Origin of the sequence: Marinobacter sp. LQ44 (assembly GCF_001447155.2) — a bacterium.
In the GTDB taxonomy this organism is placed as follows: domain Bacteria; phylum Pseudomonadota; class Gammaproteobacteria; order Pseudomonadales; family Oleiphilaceae; genus Marinobacter.
In genome coordinates this window covers 3,712,109-3,730,895 of record NZ_CP014754.1, presented here as the reverse complement: position 1 = coordinate 3,730,895, position 18,787 = coordinate 3,712,109, and the positions used below count along the sequence as shown (strand labels likewise).

The window sequence follows — 18,787 nt, the reverse complement described above, 5'->3', positions numbered from 1 at the left end:
CACCCTGACACGCTAACAGCCGGTGCCCACCACGTCGCCGCTACCAAAGCATCATTCAACTGATACCTTCGAACCACCAGCCGGCAAAATAGGCTGTCACCCAGGCCGCTAGTTGAGTAAAATCCGACCTTTTACAGAAAACCCAAGAGGCACCACAGATGGGCAGAGCCTACCAGAACCGCAAAGAATCCATGGCCAAGACGGCCGCGGCAAAAACCAAGGTCTACAGCAAGTACGGCCGGGAAATCTACATGAGCGCCAAGTCTGGCGGCACAGATCCCCAGGCCAACCTGTCGCTTCGCGGGCTCATTGAGCGGGCAAAGAAAGACCAGGTTCCCGCACACGTGATTGAAAAAGCCATCGACAAAGCCAAGGGTGGCGCGGGCGAAGATTACTCCCCGGCTCGTTATGAGGGTTACGGCCCCGGCAACTGCATGGTGATTGTCGACTGCCTGACCGACAACCCCAACCGCACTTTCGGCGATGTGCGCCTGGCCTTCACGAAAACCAAATGCAAAATCGGCACCCCTGGTGTTGTGGCACACATGTTTGACCATTGCGCCATTTTCGCGTTTTCCGGCCAGGATGAAGAGGCCGTTCTGGAAGCACTGATGGAAGCCGATGTCGATGTAACCGACATCGAAAACGAAGATGGCAAGATCACTGTCTTTGCCCCCAACACCGAATACGCAAAGGCCAAACAGGCCCTGGAATCGGCGTTTGAAGGCATCGAGTTTGATGTTGACGAAATCCAGTTCCTGCCCAAAACCACCACCGTGGTGGAAGGCGACGATATTCCGATGTTCGAGAAATTCCTCGACATGCTGAACGATCTGGACGACGTTCAGAACGTGTTCCACAACGCGGAACTCCCGGAAGAGTCATAAGAGTTGGAGCTGGCGATGGCTGGAACAGAAACACCCCGCAAAGCCCGTGTGGTGATTCTGAAAACCGGGTCTACCTACCCGCAGATCAGGGATCAGTTCGGGGACTTTGATGCCTGGTTTTCGCGGGCGCTTTCCAGCCATTTAGAACTCACGATTGCAGACGTCACTCAAGCACCGCCGCCTGGGCAACCTGGCGACTGGCAAGGCATCGTCATTACTGGTTCACCGGCGATGGTGAGCGAGCGTGCGGCCTGGAGTGAAACGACGGCAGCGTGGGTTCGGCAAGCGGCTGAAGCGGGCGTTCCGCTTCTGGGTGTGTGTTATGGGCATCAATTATTGGCCCACGCGCTTGGCGGCAAAGTGGATTATCACCCAGACGGCCGGGAGACCGGCACCCAGGCGGTAACCCTGTTTGACAGCGCCCAGGACGACCCACTGTTCAGCCAGCTGCCGAAACAGTTCCCGGCCCAGCTGACTCACAAACAGTCGGTAATAGAACTGCCACCGGGCGCTGTGCTTCTGGGCCGCTCCAGCTTTGAACCCCATCAGGCCTTCCGGGTTGGCAAGAATGCCTGGGGCGTTCAGTTCCACCCGGAGTTCAACGAACAGATCATGAAAGCCTACCTGGAAGTCCAGTACCCTGATCTTGAGACCGAAGGCCTGGACGCAAACGCCTTGCTGAGTTCCGTTCAGCCAGCACCCACGGCCAGCCAATTGCTCCGGCTTTTCGCCGACTGGGTGAAGACACAACAGCACTGAACCAGCACTCATGCCCATTCGATGGAACGAACCCACCATGATCCTCAAGTTCATTGTCGGCATTGTCCTGCTCAGCCTGATCGGCCTTGGCCTCTGGCACTCCTTCAAACCCCTTCCGCCCGGCATTCGCTACCAAGGCGATGCCGCACCGCTGGAAGACGCTGAACTGCTGACAGACACCACCCGCCATTTCAGTGATGGGCGGTCAACGCTGGATCATGAGATATTCGACGAAATCTTCCACCTGATCGAACAGGCTGAAACCTTCATCTTGCTGGACATGTTCCTGTTCAACAGCACCGGCCCCGAGGACATCCACCTTCGCCCCCTGGCCGAACAGCTCACCCAGGCTTTGCTTGAGCGTAAGAATGCTCAACCAGACATGGATATTGTTCTGATTTCAGACCCCTTGAACACCTTTTACGGGGGCACCCACTCACCTCACTTTGATACGCTGTCTGCCGCTGGCATTGAGGTTGTTGTCACGGATCTGGCACCGCTGCGCGACAGCAATCCCGCGTGGTCATCCCTGTGGCGATTGTGTTGCCGGTGGCTGGGCAACAACCCGGATGGTGGCTGGCTGCCCAATGCCCTTGGCAACCAACCCGCCACCATCCGAAGCTACCTGGCGCTACCGAATTTCAAAGCCAACCACCGGAAGCTTCTGGTGGCCGACGAAGGCGACCGGTTGCGGGCGGTTGTCACCTCCGCAAACCCCCACAATGGCAGCAGCCGGCACAGCAATATCGGGCTGGCCTTCAGTGGCCCCGCGGTTCTGGATGTTATCCGAAGCGAACAGGCGGTTATCCGGATGTCCGGTGCCGACAGCAGCACACTCGAGCGCTGGCTGGAACGGATGACTCAAGATAGCCAGCTGCCCGACCATTCACAGGGCACCATCAAGCTTCTTACCGAGTCCGCCATCCGGGACGCCGCTCTGGATATGATCAATCGAAGCCAGCCGGGGGAGCAGTTAAACATGGCCATGTTCTATCTGTCGCACCGCCCAATCATCAACGGGCTGCGGGAGGCACAGCGCAGGGGCGTCGAGATCCGCCTGCTGCTGGATGCCAACAAAGATGCCTTTGGCCACGAGAAGAACGGCATTCCAAACCGACCTGTTGCCCGTGAACTGCACGAGGCCGGCATTCCGGTGCGCTGGTGCAACACCCGGGGCGAGCAGTGCCACAGCAAACTTGTCATCTACCGTGGGCAGAATGAGCAAATCGAACTGCTGCTGGGCTCCGCCAACTTTACCCGTCGTAATCTGGATGACCTGAACCTGGAATCCAACGTGTGGCTGGCCGTACAACAGGATGACCCTGTCGCGCAGAAGGCCAACGCCTTCTTTGACGACTACTGGACACACGGCCCAGACAACGAACAGGCCCTGAGCCTGCCCTATTCAGCCTGGGCCGATCACTCGAGGCTTAAGTACTGGCAATACAGGGTTATGGAAGCCACGGGACTCTCCACATTCTGAGCTTTAGCATGAAAGCGTGAACGTTTTGTATGTTGAATCAGTACACATTCCCATCTAAGGTTTTTCGATAACCCAAGAACCAAGGAGTCTGATATGAACAGCCTGAGACGTCACATGAAACAGCTTTCCCTGATCATGGTCATCTTGATGTCGTTCGCAACCACCTTCTCCGTCTCGGCCCATGCCGGCATGGTGGGCACGGGCGAGCTGATTCAGCAGCAACAGACCGACCTTGACCGCCAGCAACTGCTGGACATGCTCGATGACCAGAACGTGAAAGACAAACTGGCCCAGATGGGCGTCAGCGAAGCTCAGGTAGCCGAACGTATCCAGAACCTGACACCGGCTGAACTGGCAGACTTCGAGCAACAACTGGCTGAGGCCCCCGCCGGGGAAGGCGTTGTCGGCGTTATCGTGCTGTTCCTTCTGGTATTCATCATCACCGACATGCTGTGTGCCACGAACCTGTTCTCCTTCATCAATTGCATTCGGTGACACCTTCCGCCCCCATCAACAAGTCCGGCTTTGCCGGCAGGTTTGCAGCACTTCTGGGGCTGATCCTGCTGGCAGGCTGTGCCAGTACACCGCCCTGGCCAGAGACTGCAGCCCCTGCGCAACAGGACAGCACAACGCTGGACCAGGCGTTGCTGGACGAGGTTCCTTTCTATCCTCAGGAAAAGTACCAGTGTGGGCCGGCCTCACTGGCAACCATGCTGAACACCCAGGGCCTGACAACGGACCCTGAAATCCTGAAAGAACTGGTTTACCTGCCCGGCCGTCAGGGGTCACTACAGGTTGAAATGGTCGCCGGCGCCCGCTCCCACGACATGGTGGTGTATCCACTGAAGCCCAACCTTGAGGCAGTGCTTGGCGAGGTGAATGCAGGCAACCCCGTTCTGATCATGCAGAACCTGAGGTTCAATTGGTGGCCACAGTGGCACTTTGCGGTAGTGGTGGGCTACGACAGTGAAGAGGAAGTCCTGATTCTGAACACAGACACCCGGCGCCATTACCGGATGCCCTACAAGGTGTTTCACGCCACCTGGAACCGGGCCGACCGTTGGGCGGTGGTCGTTCTGCCGCCAGACACACTGCCCGCAACAGCGGAAACCCTGCCCTACCTGCGGGCAGCCCACGATCTGGAAAGCACCGGCCACACCCGGGCCGCTCAGCAAGCCTACCAGGCCGCCGAACAGCAGTGGCCAGACCAACCCGCACCGATCATGGCCCAGGGTAACCTGGCGTACGACCAGGGCAATGCCGAGGGCGCCGCATCACACTTCCTGCGCGCCGTTAACCGATTCCCCGGATTCTCGGAGGGTTGGAATAACCTGGCTTATGCCCTCAGCGCCCGGTCTTGCCCGGAGCAGGCCAGCAAGGCTCTGGCCTGCGCGGCAAACCTGAACCCGGAACGTTTTGGCCAGGCACCTGAGCTGCCAAAAGGCACAACAGGAGGCAGCCAAAGCTCCTGCCCACCGATACCGAATTGCCCCGCTGACACGATAGAGCGCTAGGAGTCTGCGCGGCAGAAGCCCGTTTCTGGCATAATAAACCGAAAATTTTTCGGCAACAGGACGTCTGATGGGAACCACTTTCCGCCCGTACTCGCCCGACCAGGAATTGCTCCTTCCCCCAAGCCTGAACGAGTGGCTGCCTGATGGCCACCTGGCCTATTTTGTCAGTGATGTTGTCGAGGAGCTGGATTTGAGTGCGTTTTACGCCCGCTACGAAGGCAACGGTCGGCGTAACTCGCCGTTCGATCCGCGGATGATGCTGAAGGTTCTTATTTACGCCTACGCCACCGGCGTATTCTCCTCACGCAAGATTGCCCGGAAGTTGGAGGAAGACGTCGCCTTTCGGGTTCTGGCTGCGGGTAATTTTCCCAAGCACCGCACGATCTGTGATTTCCGCAAACACCATCTGGTCGCCTTCAAGGCCATCTTCATTCAAGTCGTACGGATTGCCCGGGAGGCGGAGCTGATCACGCTGGGAACACTGGCGATTGATGGCACAAAGATTCGGGCTAATGCCAGTAAGCACAAGGCCATGAGCTATGGCCGCATGGGCGAGGAAGAAGATCGTTTATCGAAAGAGATCGATGGGCTATGTCGTCAGGCCCGTCGAACGGATGAGTCGGAAGATCGGCAGTTCGGCCCGGACCAGCGGGGTGATGAGCTACCTGAGGAGTTGCAGTACCGACAGGCGCGACTGGACAAGATCCGCGCTGCCAAGGAGAAGTTGGAAGCGGATCAGAAAGCGCGGGATGCCGCCAAAGGCCGGCACCCGGACGATGACCGCCGCCCACCCCGCGGTGGCCGGAACTTCAAGCGAGATTACGGGGTGCCGGACGACAAAGATCAAAGCAACTTTACCGACCCGCAAAGCCGGATTATGAAAACGGCGGATGGGTTCCAGCAATGCTACAACGGCCAGTTGGCCGTGGACGGTGAATTCCAACTGATTGTCGCTAATCATCTGGGCAGCAATGCCAGTGATCAGGGGCGCCTGATACCGCTACTGGATGACGTGAAAGACATCCTGAAAACCTATCCGAAACAATGCCTGGCCGATGCCGGTTACCGTAAAGAAGACGACTTACAGTCCCTGGAGGACAAAAGGATCGACGGTTATGTTTCGCTGCGTCGGGAAGGGAAAAAGAGCGCAGAGATAGACGCGAGCGGTTATCCAGCCACGTCACGGATGGCCGAGAAGCTGGCCACCGCGACGGGGCGTTCGGTTTACGCCCGGCGCAAGCATCTGGTTGAGGCGGTTAATGGCTGGATCAAGCATATTCTGGGCTTCCGGCAGTTCAGCCTGAGGGGGCTTAATGCCGTGCAAGGCGAATGGGATCTGGTCTGCCTGTCGCTTAACCTCAGGCGGATGAGTTCGCTGATGAGGCTGACATAGGCGATCTGAGGCGGCGTGCTGGGCCGTGCTGAGTGGTCGGGCTACGGTTGTGAGCTTGCCTATAACCGTCTTGATTGCCTGAATAGAAAATCGTGACTCTATCCGGTTGGATACTGCGCCTATACTCTCGGGCACAACCGTGATTCGGCGCGGCGGAGGCACTTGCTCAAAACACTTCTGCCGCGCAGACTCCTAGCCCGGCTTGCGAATCAGTACCACGTCTTTACGAGGCACTTCATACTGCCAACCGTAGCGGTCAGCCAGCCAGGCGAACGTCTGTTCCCGGTAAAATACCACGTGGGTTGGGTCGCGCCGATAGTGCCAATGATCAAACCGATCATCATCGGTCTGGAAACACGTCATCATCCCCAGCCAGCCCCCCGGCTTGAGCAACGAATCCAGTTGCCTGAACACCTCAGCAGGGCGGTACAGGTGCTCTACCACCTCGGTACAGGTAATGAAATCGTACTGCTGCTCGAGGGCCGACGTGGCAGGGTGGAAGAACGGATCGTACAGCGCCATGTCAAAACCCGCCTCCCGCATCATGTCCGCAAGCGCCGGCCCCGGCCCGCAGCCGAAATCCAGCCCCCGGGCACCATCAGCTAGCTTCGCCAACAGGGGCTCTGACAGCTTCGACAGAAACCGGCGATAGCCGGCGTCCCCGGTGTCATTGTTATGCAGCGCGTATATGGCGCGCTCCTCATCGGCCGTCAGGTGACACTCAGGGGCCATAACCGTTGCCAGGCATTGCCCACAGCGCAGGTAGCGTTTTTCCATAACCGTGCGAAACGGCTGCAAAGTGCCCGATTCACACACCGGGCACAGGAGCCGGCCGCCATCACCCTCTACCATTTTGGCAATTCCCAACCTGTCGAAAGTTTCATTGTCATATCCGGCCATGAAACCAGTTTGTGACCAACTGCCGGAAAGCCACTCCCTTACGGTGCCTATACTGGCGTCTGAAGCAGCCTGTAATAGGCATGAATAATAACAACTGTATGGTTTATGACGAAACGCCGGGGTAATCTGGCCCAGAGACAAAACATGGATACGTTGAACAATCTTGCCCTGGAAGTGCCAATTGTGTCGGCCCGCTATGCTTACCGGTTCATCCGGTTCATGGAAAGCCGGGGCGTAAAGCGCCACACCATTCTTGAGGATACCGGCGTTACTGAAGACATGCTCGAAAGTCCGGAGGCCAGCCTGTCGATGAACCAGGTTCTGGCGGTGCTCGGCAAAGCGGACTGGTTAATGACCGATGAACGAGCCGCCTTCGAGTTCGGCCAGCAACTGGATCTCCCAAGCCATGGGCTGCTGGGGTTCGCGGTACTTGGCCAGGAGAATCCGAGGCGGTTGATCAGCATGATCGTGCAGTATCTCCGGGTGGGGCTGCCATTGATGGATATGGAACTGGCTTCCACCGGCTCTACCTTTCGAATCCGGCTGATAGATACCTGGGGGCTTGGGAGCCTTCGCCCCTGCCTGACCAAAATTTACATGGGTAGCATTCACCGGGTATCCAGCCAGGTGTGCAGCCATTTCAACTTCCAGTTCGACTTCCCCAGTGTCCTACCCGAAGAGGACTGGAAACGGCTGGCGCCAGGCTGCGAGTTTGCATTCGATGCCAACGTAAGCCAGGTCACCATGCCGCTTAACGGACTACCGATCCGGAAAGACGACGCCAGCCTGGAATTCCTGGTGGCCCGCACCCGCCACGACCGCAATCAGCAAACCCTGGAGGCCGACGAAACGGTCATAAAGGTACGGGAACTGATCATGAGCCAGCCAGGCCGCCCCTGCACCACGGAGAACATTGCCCGGCGCCTGGACATCAGCCCCAGGACGCTCCGGCAACACCTCGCCAGTGCAGGCACCTCGTTCCGTGAATTGAGAAACGACATCCGGGAAAGCTTTGCCACGCTGTACCTGAAAGACACCAATGTGCCACTGGAATCCATTGCGGAAAAACTGGGCTTCAGTGACCAAGCCGGCTTTACCAAAGCGTACCGGTCATGGACCGGCCATACGCCCGGCGACGTTCGTCGCAAGGCCCGCAAAAAAAAGTGAACAGGGTTCAGCTATGAGGTTGATGCTGTTCACGCTTTAGGCAATCCCTCCCCGCTTCTCCGTTTTGGACAAAAACCCTGCCGGGGCAAGCAATGACCCGCGCCATCCCAAGACCGTTAAATGACCCTGCACTCATGCGTGCCCCGCACGTGTGGCAAAGGGATCTTTGCAAGTCCGATTGAGCTGTCCGTCATCGGTGTTGTCTGCAACCCAACTACAACAACTACAGATAGACAGAGGACGAACTCATGAAACTCAGGAACCTCAATACGAGTGTCCGCAAGCTCGGCCCGGCCGTTGCGGCAGCGGCCTTGTTGGCCGGTGGTGCAAGCAACGCATCGGCAGAGCCGGTATCCATTGAACTGGCGTTCGAATGCCCGTTCCCCCTGATCGGAACCCAACCTATCCGCGCCCAAATCAGCGCAGACATTCCCACGGTGGCCAACGTTGGTGAGCCCACCCCACAGTTTGAAGTCACCGCCATTACCGTGGTGAACGACGACGCCCGCACCGGGCTCAAGCTGGTTGGCTCGGAAACGGTCGAAGGCATCGCAACCAGCTTCAACACCGTGGTGACCGCCAATCGCAGTCTGGAACAGATTGTCGAACTGACGATTCCGCCCACATTCATTCCTAACGTAAGCGGCGAATTCAATGTTCCAGCCTCAGGCCTGGCACCTGAAGTGCTCTTTACCGAAGACGATATCGGCGAGGCTGAGATTCGCGTTGGCGGACTTACCCTTGACCTGACAGCCCGCACCCCGAATGGCGATATTGCGCCGGCTCCCATTGGCGAGATTCTCACCGACTGCGTGCAACTTCCGGATCAGGACAACCTGCTGCAAACCATTCTGGTTAGCGGTGAGGTGTCCGAAGCACCGCGTATTGGCGTCAACCGGGAAGACCTGGCCTTCGGAAACGTACAGGCCGGTTTGACGGCAGAGCAAACCGTCACCGTTTCCAACACGGGTAATGCCGCGCTGGGTATCAACAACGTTACCATCAGCGGAACTGACGCCGACGCATTCCTGCAGACCAACAACTGCGCAAGCCTGGCTCCGAGTGCTTCCTGTGACGTGAACGTGACCTTCGCGCCGAGTACCGAAGGCACTCGCAATGCAACTCTCACCATCGAGTCGACCGATGCCGACAACCCTGCGGTTGATGTGGCATTGACCGGCCGTGGTGTACTGGCCCCGACACCTGAAATCGGTGTTAATCCAGACGCCGTTGACCTGGGCCGAATCCAGCTGGGCCAGAGCGCATCGGCTGAAGTGACCATTAGCAACAGCGGTAACGAAGTCCTGCTGATTGACAGCATTGCGCTTGAAGGTGCCAGCGCTGCAGACTTTGTTCAAACCAACAACTGCACAACCATTGCCGCCAACGAAAGCTGTACCGTTGAGTTGAGCTATACCGCCAACGCGGTGGGCGTCAGCAACGCCAACCTGGTGATCCGTTCAGACGACCCGGAAACACCGGAGGTCAGCGTTCCTGTCTCCGCTGAGGCCTTTGAGCAAACCGGTTCAAAACTTGAGCTGCTGCTCGGCCTGGAAGGCTCTACCTTCATCAAGTCCTCGGGCGGCACCCTGCCCCTGAACGGTTCCATTGCCACCCTGCTGGATCTGGCGGCGGGCACCTTCGAAGCCGACCTGGAACTGGACCCAACGTATGGCAACTTTTCCATCAAGCTGCTTTTCAGCAGGCTGAATGCCTCAGCCAATGTTGAATTTGAACAGGCAGACGTCACCACCGGCACGCTGATTAACGGCAAGCTCACCGCCAACTCACAGCTGTACGTGAAAGTGCCCAAGGTGGCGATCAAGGTCTTCGGCCTGCCGCTTCGGGTTGGCGGGGGGGCCGAGTGTATGACTCGCGAGCCCGTCAGCATAGACCTCGCTTCGGTTGAAGGCTCCAACTTCTCGCCAGCGACCGGCGGCACCGTCAACGGTGTCTACGATCTGCCACCGCTGGAGAACTGCGGACTGCTGACCGGTCTGCTCAACCAGTTCCTCACCGGTTCCGGCAACACCATTGAACTGGAGTTGACCCCGGAACAGTAAGGAAATCCGGCGTAGCCGGATAACACAGCCACAGCTGGCGATAGCCGGCTGTGGCTACGTCGTTGGAAACGTCGAATAACAAAACCAAAAAGGAACAATACAATGAAAAGCCTGAAAAAAACTGCGTTAGTGCTGGCCATGGCGGGTTTGCCGTTTGCCGCACAAGCCGACCTCAAGCCTCTTGACGACGCCCATATGGGCAACATCACTGGTCAGGCCGGTGTCACCATTGAGCTGGAAACCCGGGTGGACATCGGCGAATTCCGGTACACCGATGAAGGCTCACTGTCCATCAAAGACATCAAGATTGGTGGCGCCAACCGTACAGATCTGTTCGAGGAGATCACCGATTTCCGCGACGCCCTGTTCGGTCAGACCAGTGATTTGATCGACAACATCAAGATCGACATCGACATCGCGGATGACGGTGACGCACTGATCAATATCTTCCCGATCACCGCGGCGCCGATCGATTTCGGTATCAGCACCGGTGACTGGACCCTTGAAGGTCACACCGATACAACCTTGCTGGCCAGCAACTTCAACATGGTGGGCGCCTTCACCAAGGTTGGCATCCGCGTTGATACCGCCACCGACACCCTCAACCTGAATACCCAGGTAGGCATCTCCGAGCTCAACGTTGATTTCGACTTCCTGGCCCTGGGCATCCGCGGCCTGAAGATGACCGGCGCTGACTACATGGGCACCCGGCTCGACGGCTCCGCCGCGAACCCGGGCGTCCTGACTCTTGGCGCCACCATTGATATGGACGTGTACAAGGGTACCCGCCTGGGTGGTGCCGGCGACGCCCTGGCCATCGATCTGAACACCTTCGCGGCGGACATGTCGATTGACCAGGTGCTGGTGGGCGGCACCTCTATCGGCTCGGTGATGATGGACAACCTGGTGGTTCAAGACACCACCATGCGCATCTACGGCCATTAAAACCGAAAAGCCCGGCGCTTGCCGGGCTTTCCCTCACTTCCTGAAAAAGCGTGGATTACGCTCGATAAACGAATCAATCCAGCGCTCCAGGAACGAGTTCCGCTCAGGGTTCTTCAGGTATCGCCAGCCAAGGATCGAAATAATCAGCGCGCCCAGCGCGTCAACGATCAGGTCCCACATGGTATCGGTCAGCCCCGAGGGATCGCCCAGCATTGGCTTCTGCATGTTCATGCCAAACAGGCTGTCCATGGCAAACTCGAAGATCTCCCACAGGGCACCAACGCCCAGCGCGAACATAAAGGCAAAGAACGCTACAAACCCGGGCTTCATGTGAACGTGAATCTTTTCGGTCTCGTTCATGATGTGAACCAGCAAGAAACCGAGAATCCCCAGCAGGAAGCCAGACATGGTATGCAGCGCCATGTCCCACCACCAGAACCGGTTGTAGTAGTCGTGAATCTCCCCAAGGAAAAGTGACGCGAACACGAACCCAATGGCCGCCAACTGCAGTTCCGGGGGAATGTGAATCCGGAACCGCCGCTCAAACAGTATCGGGAACAGCGTGATCACAATGATCATGCTGGTCAGGAAAGCGGTAAACCAGCGCTGCCCCCAGATCGCAAGCACCGCCTCAAGCAACAGAATGGATTGCAGAAACAGGGTGATTCTCTGGTGAGTAATCCGAATTCTCATACCTTAATCCTGGTCGGTCAGCCCGGCTGCGGCCCGCAGCAGCTGGTCCATTTCCGAGGCATCCAGTGCCTCGGCTGAAATCAATTCCACCCGGGAAAGCTCCCTGGGCTCGCCCGGCAGGATGGTAACAGCGCCGTCCACAACGTTTACAACGCGCCAGCCATCCCGGGTATGAACAACGGCCTTGAAGCGCAGCAACCGGTCATCCATGGCCATCGCCAGTATCGCATTTTCGTCCAGCATCAACTCAGGATGAATCCGCCAGCCTATACTATTGTGCCCGTGCCCCCGGTTAGTGACCCATTGCCATGGGTTCTCATCAACTGACGGTGGCGGGGTATCCACGATCTTGCCATGGTGGTGATGGTGCGCATGGGGCTCAGACACCTCGGGTAACGCGGCCGTGCCATCAAGCCAGCCAACCGAAAGGTGGCCATGGTTGGTGTGATACACCGGACGGCCCTCCGGCGCAAGTCGGGCCGCCCATTGATCAAATGCGTGCACCTGGTTGTCTGTGCACAAGTCCGTCTTGTTCGCGACCAATATATCCGCCGCCGCCACCTGGTCCCGGAACTGAACGTTGTCCAGCACCCTGGGGTCTTCCAGTTTACGGGGGTCAACCAGGGTAATCACCGGGCCCAGTTTCAAGACGTCCTGATAATACTCGCCCGTCAGGGTATCCAGAATCTGGGAGGGATGGCCAAGACCGGTGGGTTCGATCAACAGCCGGTCGGGCTTGGCACGGGCAATCAGCTGGTTAAGGCCAATCTGCATGGGCAGGCCGGCAACACAACACATGCAGCCGCCGGGAATTTCCCGTACCACGGCTCCCTCGGTCTCCAGGATGGCGCCGTCGATCCCAACCTCACCAAACTCGTTCACCAAAACCGCCCAAACCTCGCCTTCCGGCTTTTGCCGGAGCAAATCAAGGATGGCGGTGGTTTTGCCTACACCAAGAAAACCAAGGATCAGATTGGTAGGAACAGGGCGGACGGGATCAGACATGAGTGCGGCCTCAAAAGCGTTACAACATAACAAAAATGAGGCACCCAGTACCAGTGGGGGCGCAACAACAAAAGCCAAACCATCCGATCAGCTCAGAATCGCCATAGAAGCCAGGCCAAAGCAACGATTACAACAATAAACCAGCGAGCATAATGATCCGGCTTGTCCTGCTCGTCGCGTTGCGAGGCCGCTACCGCCCGGTCGGATTCGTACTCGTCAATCAGAACTCTGGCCCGGTAAACATCATCATCGTCCACATGAACATTACTGAATCCGGCAGCACCAATCTCCCCCATCGCACCCTGCAGGTAGTGCCCGCCCGCATAGGTGTCGATGCCATTGGCCTCCAACATGCCGGCAACAATGTGTGCCTCGGTGATATCCCGGGCCCGATAGGCTATTTGCAAGATGACTTTCCTCTGTATGCTTGGCCATGGTACGAATATCGTTTCAGCATAGTTCCCTTTTTACAGGGCCCCAAAAGGAAAACCCATGCTCTGGATTCTGCTCGCTGTTGTTGCGCTCATCGTTCTCTCAACCTTCTTGCTGTTCCGGGTGCACGACCTTTCCCACTACGATGGCGGTGACTGGGCGGTGCGGGAAGTGGCTCCGAACCCCGCCCACGACGAGGTGATGGAACGCATCAAAGACATGGGGCGAGCGTCCCGGGGCCTGAAGGGCAAAGCCCGCCTGATTGCACTCAGAAATCATCTGGACAGTCTCGGTGAAGGTGTAGAGGTTAAATCCGAGATTCGCCACAACGATCAACCCCGGGGCGAATGGGTGATTGCACCGGGTGCCGATACCCGCCGCCGGGTGCTCTACATTCACGGTGGCGCCTGGGCCGCAGGAAGCCCCCGCAGTCATCGCGCCATTACCGACCGGTTCTCACAACTGGCCAATGCGGCGGTGTTTGCGTTGGATTACCGATTGATGCCGGAACACCGTTTTATGGACGGCATTCGCGACTGTCGCCAGGCCTATACCTGGCTGCTGAACCACGGTCCGGATGGCGAAGAGAAGGCGGAGTTCATGGTGGTAGCGGGCGATTCTGCCGGCGGTAGCCATACCCTGTCTCTGCTGGCCTGGATTCGGGATAACGGGGTGCGCCAGGCCGATGCCGCTATTGCCCTGTCACCGTCCACCGACCTCACCCTGACCGCCCCCAGCAACCGGGAAAATATCCGTACCGATCCCTTACTTGGGCCGGTTTTCGGGGGCTTGTCGAAGATTCCGCTACCGTTACTCTGGTGGGGTACCCTGGCGGCGTTTCGCATTTCCCCCACCAATCCCGTGGCGTCGCCCCTGCGCGGAAACCTTAACGACTTGCCGCCCACGCTGATTCACGCCAGCAGCACGGAGATGCTGCTGGACAACGCCACCCGATATGCCGCCAAAGCCCGGGCCGAAGGCTCACCGGTACAACTTCACACCTGGCAGAACATGGTCCATGTATGGCACATCTTCTCCCCTCTGTTGCCGGAAGCGGAACAAGCCTTTGAAGACATCGGGGAGTTTCTGAGCCAGGTGGAGAAGCAACACGCCTGAGGTTGGCTCAGACGGAGGGCATAGCCTTGTCATTGCACTGACGGACCACGGAAGCCACGTTGCTCGCCGGCACCGGACGGCTGAACAGGTAACCCTGGAAGCGGCCGCACCCCATCGCTACCAATGAACGTATCACCGTCTCTATGGCTGTAATAGATACTGGGTTCCGGGCTTACTTTCAGCTCCTCAAGAGACGCATCAATGACCGCTATCAGGCTTTGCCTGTCCTCTTCACGCTGTTCCGGTGTCCGCTGGATGTGGGCGTACATATCCGGCGTGGCGCCTTCGCTGGACATAAACTGCAAATAGCCATCGTGCTCCCGGAAGATCATCACAGAGCCGTCCCGGGATTCCTCCTGCTCCAACAGGTTCGGCATCAGGCTATTCCTCTGTTACTGACGTGAGTATAGGCAGAAAAACGGACTTCGCACGATCACTTGAATTTCACAGACCTGAAAACGCCAGCTGAAGGGCGATAGCGAGCATCATCAAACCAATAACACCATCAATCACCCGCCAGGCGCCCGGCCGCGACAGTAACGGTGCCAGCGAAGAACCCAGCCAGGCCAGCCCACCAAACCAGATCACCGAGGCGCTGCTTGCCCCCGCAACAAAGCCGGGCGCACTGGATTGCTGGGCGCCTACTGCCGGGATCAACAATAAGGTATCCAGGTAAACCTGAGGGTTGAGCAGGGTGACCGCCAGAGTAGTCAACAGCACTCCTTTCAGACCTCTTCGGGCCTCTGCCCCGGCTTCAAGCGCGGCCCTGCCCCGTCCGGCCCGCACGAACGCCTGAATCGCCAACCAGCCCAGGAATACCACACCAAGCCAGCGCAAAACCTCAAGTGCCTCTGGCATGGCCATCAAGGCCGCCGTTACGCCAAACATGCCGAGGGTGAACAGCAGGATATCGGACGTCATGCACACACCCGCAGACCACCAATGATGCTCACGACGAATCGCTTGGTTCAGCACGTAGGCATTCTGTGCACCAATTGCGACGATAATACCGCCACACACCAGCAAGCCGGTCAGATAACTTTCAAGCACGCCCGTTCCTCCGAAGATTGAGGGGCCAGACTAACCGCAAACCGATATACTTGAAATTCATCCTGCTAATACTGCATTAATTATACTTATGATTGATTACAAGCTGCTGGAAGCACTGGCAACCGTGGTTGAATGCGGCGGATTTGAGCGTGCCGGGGATACCCTGGGGCTCACTCAGTCCGCAGTTTCCCAGCGCATTCGTACACTGGAGATCAGACTGGGCCAACCGGTGTTGGTTCGCAGTCCCACCCTCGCGCCAACCCCCGCCGGCCGGCGGCTGCTCAATCACGTTCAACAGGTACAACTACTGGAAAGAGACCTGGCCAGAACTTTGCCAGCTTTGACCGAACGAGCCAGCCGATTACGCATTGCGTTGAACGCGGACAGCCTGGCGACCTGGTGGGCCGAGGTCATCGGCGACGTATGCAGGGATGACGAACTGTTACTGGATCTGGTGATTGAAGATCAGGATATTGGCCTGCGGCGGATGCGGGAGGGCGATGTCGCAGCCTGCCTTTGCAGCAGCCCACAACCCCTTGCCGGCGCTCGATGCGTTGCGCTGGGCACAATGCATTATCTCCCCCTGGCAACGCCTGACTATGCACGCCGTTATTTTCCGGACGGCATCAATTCTCAAAGCCTGAAACAAGCCCCGGCAATTGTTTTCGGGCCGGACGACCTGCTCCAGCACCGTTTTCTTGCGCAATGTGGATACGATGGCGCCTTCCCCCATCACCTTTGCCCGTCATCGGAGGGTTTCGTGAAGCTCGCCTGCGCGGGCCTGGGATACGGCATGATCCCGGAGATACAGGCAACCCGGGAGCTGAAATCTGGAGAGCTGGTCAGTCTCGCCCCGGGACAATCACTGGAGGTGCCACTCTACTGGCATTTCTGGCGCCATAGCGGAGAAGCTCTGGAACGCCTGACTCAGGCACTTACCAACAACCGATTACTTGAGAAAAGTCCTCACAGGCAGGTCAGGCCCTGACACCAAACCAGTGCGGATACCTCAGCAGGCAGTATATCGCCAACATGTCATAAACCGCATGCCACACCATCACCAGCTCAAGACTGCCGCTGAGCTGGTAGGCGGCACCCAGCACCAGGCCCAGGCCCGTAGCGACCAGAAAGTAGGTGAATGACACATAATGTACAAGGCCGAACAGCACAGACGCCGCCAGTACCGCCGTCCAGGGCCCGGTGTATTGCAGTAACCAGCCCTGTATCGCGCCCCGGAACAGAAGTTCTTCACCGACGCCGGCGAGCACAGCCAATGCCAGTAACACCGGCCAGCGGTAACCGGACACAAAATCATAGAGCGCTTGCATCTGGCTGCTGAGGTCATCGGGGAACAACCAGGAATTTTGGGTCAGCAACAGCAGCGAGAGATAGGTAACACCAGCACCTATCACGCCAAACAAAACCGCCTCGGTAAGGCTCAGGCCGCCCGACAGTATCGGAATACCAAACAGCCAGATGGCCAGAAGGCCAACCAGACCAATGCCGCCCTGGAACAACAGGGCGGCAGATGTTGAGATTGAGGAGCTCCGGCGGTCAGGCATGGATCAGTTAGAGAACAGATCCTTGACCGGGAACAGGTCATCGTAAACGGGTGCCTGTTTCTGGGCCTTGGCCTGGAAGGATTTCATCATGTCGGTGGGGCGGAACATGCCAGACTGCCAGGTAGCCATGTACTTGAGGCTGTCTTCCACACTGTGATCACGGCTGAAGTTAATCATTTCCTTGCATCCGGTCACCGCCAGGGGCGAATTGGCCGCAATCTGCGCCGCAATGGCCATGACGCCTTCCAGCATCGCTTCCTGGGATTCGTATACCGTGTTCACGAAACCAAGGCGGTGAGCTTCCTCTGCCCCGAACTTGCGCCCGGTGTAGGCCAATTCCCGCACCACGCCCTCGGGCATCAGCTTGGGCAGACGCTGCAGGGTGCCCACATCGGCGGTCATGCCCAGCTCGGTTTCCTTGATAGTGAAATAGGCATCCGCGGTGCAGTAACGGCTGTCGGCCGCACACACCAGATCCAGGGCACCGCCAATGCAGCCGCCATGAACCGCTGCCAATACCGGCAAACGCACTCTCTCCAAGGATGTGAGGGTATCCTGCAGTTGCAGCACCACCCGGCGAAGGTTCTCCGCCATCCGGCCCGGATCACCGCTCATGGGCACGGATTTTGGATCAGAGAATACGCCCAGATCCATGCCGGCGGAAAAGTGTTTGCCGGTGGAGGAAATCACAATCACCCGGGCATCGGTATTGGCTTCGATGTCCTGCACGCAACGGGGCAGCTCCAGCCAGAATGCCTTGTTCATGGTGTTCAGGGCTTCCGGGCGACTGAACTGCACGTGGGCAATATGGTCTTTTACTTCGATATTGAAGCTTTCGTAGTTGGCTAGTTCAGACAAGGTGTGACTCCTTTGGTTCTGTCGTTCTTGGATTGTGTTAGTACTGGCTGACAAACAGGGCGGCTGCCAGTGCCAGGCTGAGGAACGCCACGATCAGGTTGATGGTCATTCCCCAGCGGGCGTTATAGCCGTTGGGAAATTCTTCAGGACTCAGGGTTTTCAACACCGCTGCAAACTGGCGGGTAGCATAAAACGCTGTGGCGGCACCCAGCAGAATGAACAGCATCCCCAACCAATACATGGCTACCAGGTTCATGCTATTGCCGGTCTCCGGGGCTAATGCCGCCAGCAGCAAACCCGCCCGTTCTACCAGGAAGCCGAAGGCTGTCAGCCCAAGGCTGGTGCGGTTCCAGGCCAACAGAGTGCGCTCTGCGGCGAACAGTACCCGGGGGTCTTTCAGGTCAGACATGGTGCGGCACGTATCCTCTCGGTAAAAGGTTTCGTATCATTAGGGGGCACATTACCGCGAAACGAGGCACGATGGAATTTACTTTCCTGGGCACATCCGCCGGAACACCAACCCGGTCACTAAAGAGGCCACCTGTTCCTGGCCAAAGATTTCGATACCTATCGTTTGGACAAAGACCTGACGCTGAACAAGCTCGATGACCATTGATTACCCGTTGTATCCGGGCGGCATCACCACCCATTCCGGGTCTTCAAATTCACCCAGGGGTCGGATTTCCACAAACGGCGCCGCACTTTTGATGATGTCCATAATCCGGGGGTCCTTGGTTGCGTCCATGGCATCCCGGTCTGCCTTGCTGTCCCAGCTGGCGATGGCAATCAGCTTGTTCGGCTCACCGATCTTCCGGTGCAATTCCGTGCCGCGAGCCCCAGGCGCCTGCTGAATCAGCTCGCTGGCTCTTACCCAGGCATCTGCATAATCCTCGGCGGTAAAACCCTCTTTAACCGTAACCTCAAAAATGTACTTCATTGTGACTCCCGGTCGGACCACTG

At 57.8% G+C, this 18,787-nt stretch carries 21 protein-coding genes; 11 read left to right on the top strand and 10 right to left on the bottom strand.

The features are described from left to right. The first annotated feature begins 158 nt into the window (after nt 1-158). From ASQ50_RS17130 to ASQ50_RS17105, 6 genes are all read left to right on the top strand, one after another. On the top strand, nt 159-887 hold the full coding sequence (locus tag ASQ50_RS17130; RefSeq protein ID WP_058091693.1) for a YebC/PmpR family DNA-binding transcriptional regulator: 729 nt from the start codon (nt 159-161) through the stop codon (nt 885-887). Nucleotides 888-902: 15 nt separating this feature from the next. Then, the gene (locus ASQ50_RS17125; protein WP_058091698.1) at nt 903-1,646 is read left to right on the top strand and encodes a glutamine amidotransferase; all 744 of its coding nucleotides are present in this window, start codon (nt 903-905) and stop codon (nt 1,644-1,646) included. 10 nt (nt 1,647-1,656) lie between these two features. Further along, nucleotides 1,657-3,129, top strand: a complete 1,473-nt coding sequence (locus ASQ50_RS17120; RefSeq protein ID WP_227513201.1) for a phospholipase D family protein — start codon at nt 1,657-1,659, stop codon at nt 3,127-3,129. A 93-nt stretch (nt 3,130-3,222) separates the two neighbouring features. Continuing rightward, nucleotides 3,223-3,624, top strand: a complete 402-nt coding sequence (locus tag ASQ50_RS17115) for a PA2779 family protein (RefSeq protein ID WP_058091695.1) — start codon at nt 3,223-3,225, stop codon at nt 3,622-3,624. Continuing rightward, nucleotides 3,621-4,643: a PA2778 family cysteine peptidase gene (locus ASQ50_RS17110; protein WP_227513200.1), complete on the top strand. Its 1,023-nt coding sequence runs from the start codon at nt 3,621-3,623 to the stop codon at nt 4,641-4,643. Before ASQ50_RS17115 ends, ASQ50_RS17110 begins: the two co-directional genes overlap by 4 nt. A 67-nt stretch (nt 4,644-4,710) precedes the next feature. Then, the gene (locus tag ASQ50_RS17105; protein WP_068351393.1) at nt 4,711-6,036 is read left to right on the top strand and encodes an IS1182 family transposase; all 1,326 of its coding nucleotides are present in this window, start codon (nt 4,711-4,713) and stop codon (nt 6,034-6,036) included. A 192-nt stretch (nt 6,037-6,228) separates the two neighbouring features. Here the strand turns inward: ASQ50_RS17105 and ASQ50_RS17100 are convergent, their stop codons facing one another. Continuing rightward, on the bottom strand, nt 6,229-6,888 hold the full coding sequence (locus tag ASQ50_RS17100) for a class I SAM-dependent methyltransferase (protein WP_058090666.1): 660 nt from the start codon (nt 6,886-6,888) through the stop codon (nt 6,229-6,231). A gap of 192 nt (nt 6,889-7,080) precedes the next feature. Here ASQ50_RS17100 and ASQ50_RS17095 point away from each other — a divergent pair, with 192 nt between their 5' ends. From ASQ50_RS17095 to ASQ50_RS17085, 3 genes are all read left to right on the top strand, one after another. Beyond that, nucleotides 7,081-8,103 carry a helix-turn-helix transcriptional regulator gene (locus tag ASQ50_RS17095; protein ID WP_058090598.1) on the top strand — a complete coding sequence of 341 codons (1,023 nt, stop codon included), beginning with the start codon at nt 7,081-7,083 and terminating at the stop codon, nt 8,101-8,103. Between the two features lie 248 nt (nt 8,104-8,351). Next, nucleotides 8,352-10,166 carry a choice-of-anchor D domain-containing protein gene (locus ASQ50_RS17090; RefSeq protein WP_058090599.1) on the top strand — a complete coding sequence of 605 codons (1,815 nt, stop codon included), beginning with the start codon at nt 8,352-8,354 and terminating at the stop codon, nt 10,164-10,166. A 102-nt stretch (nt 10,167-10,268) separates the two neighbouring features. Then, on the top strand, nt 10,269-11,111 hold the full coding sequence (locus tag ASQ50_RS17085; protein WP_058090600.1) for a DUF6160 family protein: 843 nt from the start codon (nt 10,269-10,271) through the stop codon (nt 11,109-11,111). 33 nt (nt 11,112-11,144) lie between these two features. Here the strand turns inward: ASQ50_RS17085 and ASQ50_RS17080 are convergent, their stop codons facing one another. The 3 genes from ASQ50_RS17080 to ASQ50_RS17070 form a co-directional block, all read right to left on the bottom strand. Next, the gene (locus ASQ50_RS17080) at nt 11,145-11,804 is read right to left on the bottom strand and encodes a hypothetical protein (protein WP_058090601.1); all 660 of its coding nucleotides are present in this window, start codon (nt 11,802-11,804) and stop codon (nt 11,145-11,147) included. 3 nt (nt 11,805-11,807) lie between these two features. Beyond that, entirely contained in the window at nt 11,808-12,809 is a 1,002-nt protein-coding gene (locus tag ASQ50_RS17075; protein ID WP_058090602.1) for a CobW family GTP-binding protein, read from the bottom strand. Nucleotides 12,810-12,901: 92 nt separating this feature from the next. Beyond that, on the bottom strand, nt 12,902-13,216 hold the full coding sequence (locus tag ASQ50_RS17070) for a DUF2007 domain-containing protein (protein ID WP_058090603.1): 315 nt from the start codon (nt 13,214-13,216) through the stop codon (nt 12,902-12,904). An 85-nt stretch (nt 13,217-13,301) separates the two neighbouring features. On the opposite strand from ASQ50_RS17070, the gene ASQ50_RS17065 reads away from it, so the two are divergent. After that, nucleotides 13,302-14,357: an alpha/beta hydrolase gene (locus ASQ50_RS17065; protein ID WP_058090604.1), complete on the top strand. Its 1,056-nt coding sequence runs from the start codon at nt 13,302-13,304 to the stop codon at nt 14,355-14,357. 29 nt (nt 14,358-14,386) lie between these two features. On the opposite strand, the gene ASQ50_RS17060 is transcribed toward ASQ50_RS17065, so the two are convergent. Together ASQ50_RS17060 and ASQ50_RS17055 are read right to left on the bottom strand one after the other, a co-directional pair. Continuing rightward, on the bottom strand, nt 14,387-14,734 hold the full coding sequence (locus tag ASQ50_RS17060; protein WP_058090605.1) for a hypothetical protein: 348 nt from the start codon (nt 14,732-14,734) through the stop codon (nt 14,387-14,389). Between the two features lie 67 nt (nt 14,735-14,801). Then, nucleotides 14,802-15,407 carry a LysE/ArgO family amino acid transporter gene (locus ASQ50_RS17055; protein WP_058090606.1) on the bottom strand — a complete coding sequence of 202 codons (606 nt, stop codon included), beginning with the start codon at nt 15,405-15,407 and terminating at the stop codon, nt 14,802-14,804. An 88-nt stretch (nt 15,408-15,495) separates the two neighbouring features. On the opposite strand from ASQ50_RS17055, the gene ASQ50_RS17050 reads away from it, so the two are divergent. Beyond that, nucleotides 15,496-16,395: a LysR family transcriptional regulator ArgP gene (locus ASQ50_RS17050; RefSeq protein ID WP_058090607.1), complete on the top strand. Its 900-nt coding sequence runs from the start codon at nt 15,496-15,498 to the stop codon at nt 16,393-16,395. On the opposite strand, the gene ASQ50_RS17045 is transcribed toward ASQ50_RS17050, so the two are convergent. The 4 genes from ASQ50_RS17045 to ASQ50_RS17030 all read right to left on the bottom strand — a co-directional run bounded on the left by ASQ50_RS17045 (nt 16,385) and on the right by ASQ50_RS17030 (nt 18,764). Continuing rightward, entirely contained in the window at nt 16,385-16,969 is a 585-nt protein-coding gene (locus tag ASQ50_RS17045) for a CPBP family intramembrane glutamic endopeptidase (protein ID WP_082888513.1), read from the bottom strand. The two genes, ASQ50_RS17050 and ASQ50_RS17045, sit on opposite strands and share 11 nt — an antisense overlap. A 3-nt stretch (nt 16,970-16,972) precedes the next feature. Continuing rightward, complete coding sequence (locus ASQ50_RS17040) at nt 16,973-17,827, bottom strand: crotonase/enoyl-CoA hydratase family protein (protein WP_058090608.1); 855 nt, start codon at nt 17,825-17,827, stop codon at nt 16,973-16,975. A gap of 37 nt (nt 17,828-17,864) precedes the next feature. Next, a complete protein-coding gene (locus ASQ50_RS17035; RefSeq protein WP_058090609.1) occupies nt 17,865-18,236 on the bottom strand; it encodes a YidH family protein in 372 nt (123 codons plus the stop codon). A 207-nt stretch (nt 18,237-18,443) separates the two neighbouring features. Continuing rightward, nucleotides 18,444-18,764, bottom strand: a complete 321-nt coding sequence (locus tag ASQ50_RS17030; RefSeq protein WP_058090610.1) for an antibiotic biosynthesis monooxygenase family protein — start codon at nt 18,762-18,764, stop codon at nt 18,444-18,446. Nucleotides 18,765-18,787: the final 23 nt, after the last annotated feature.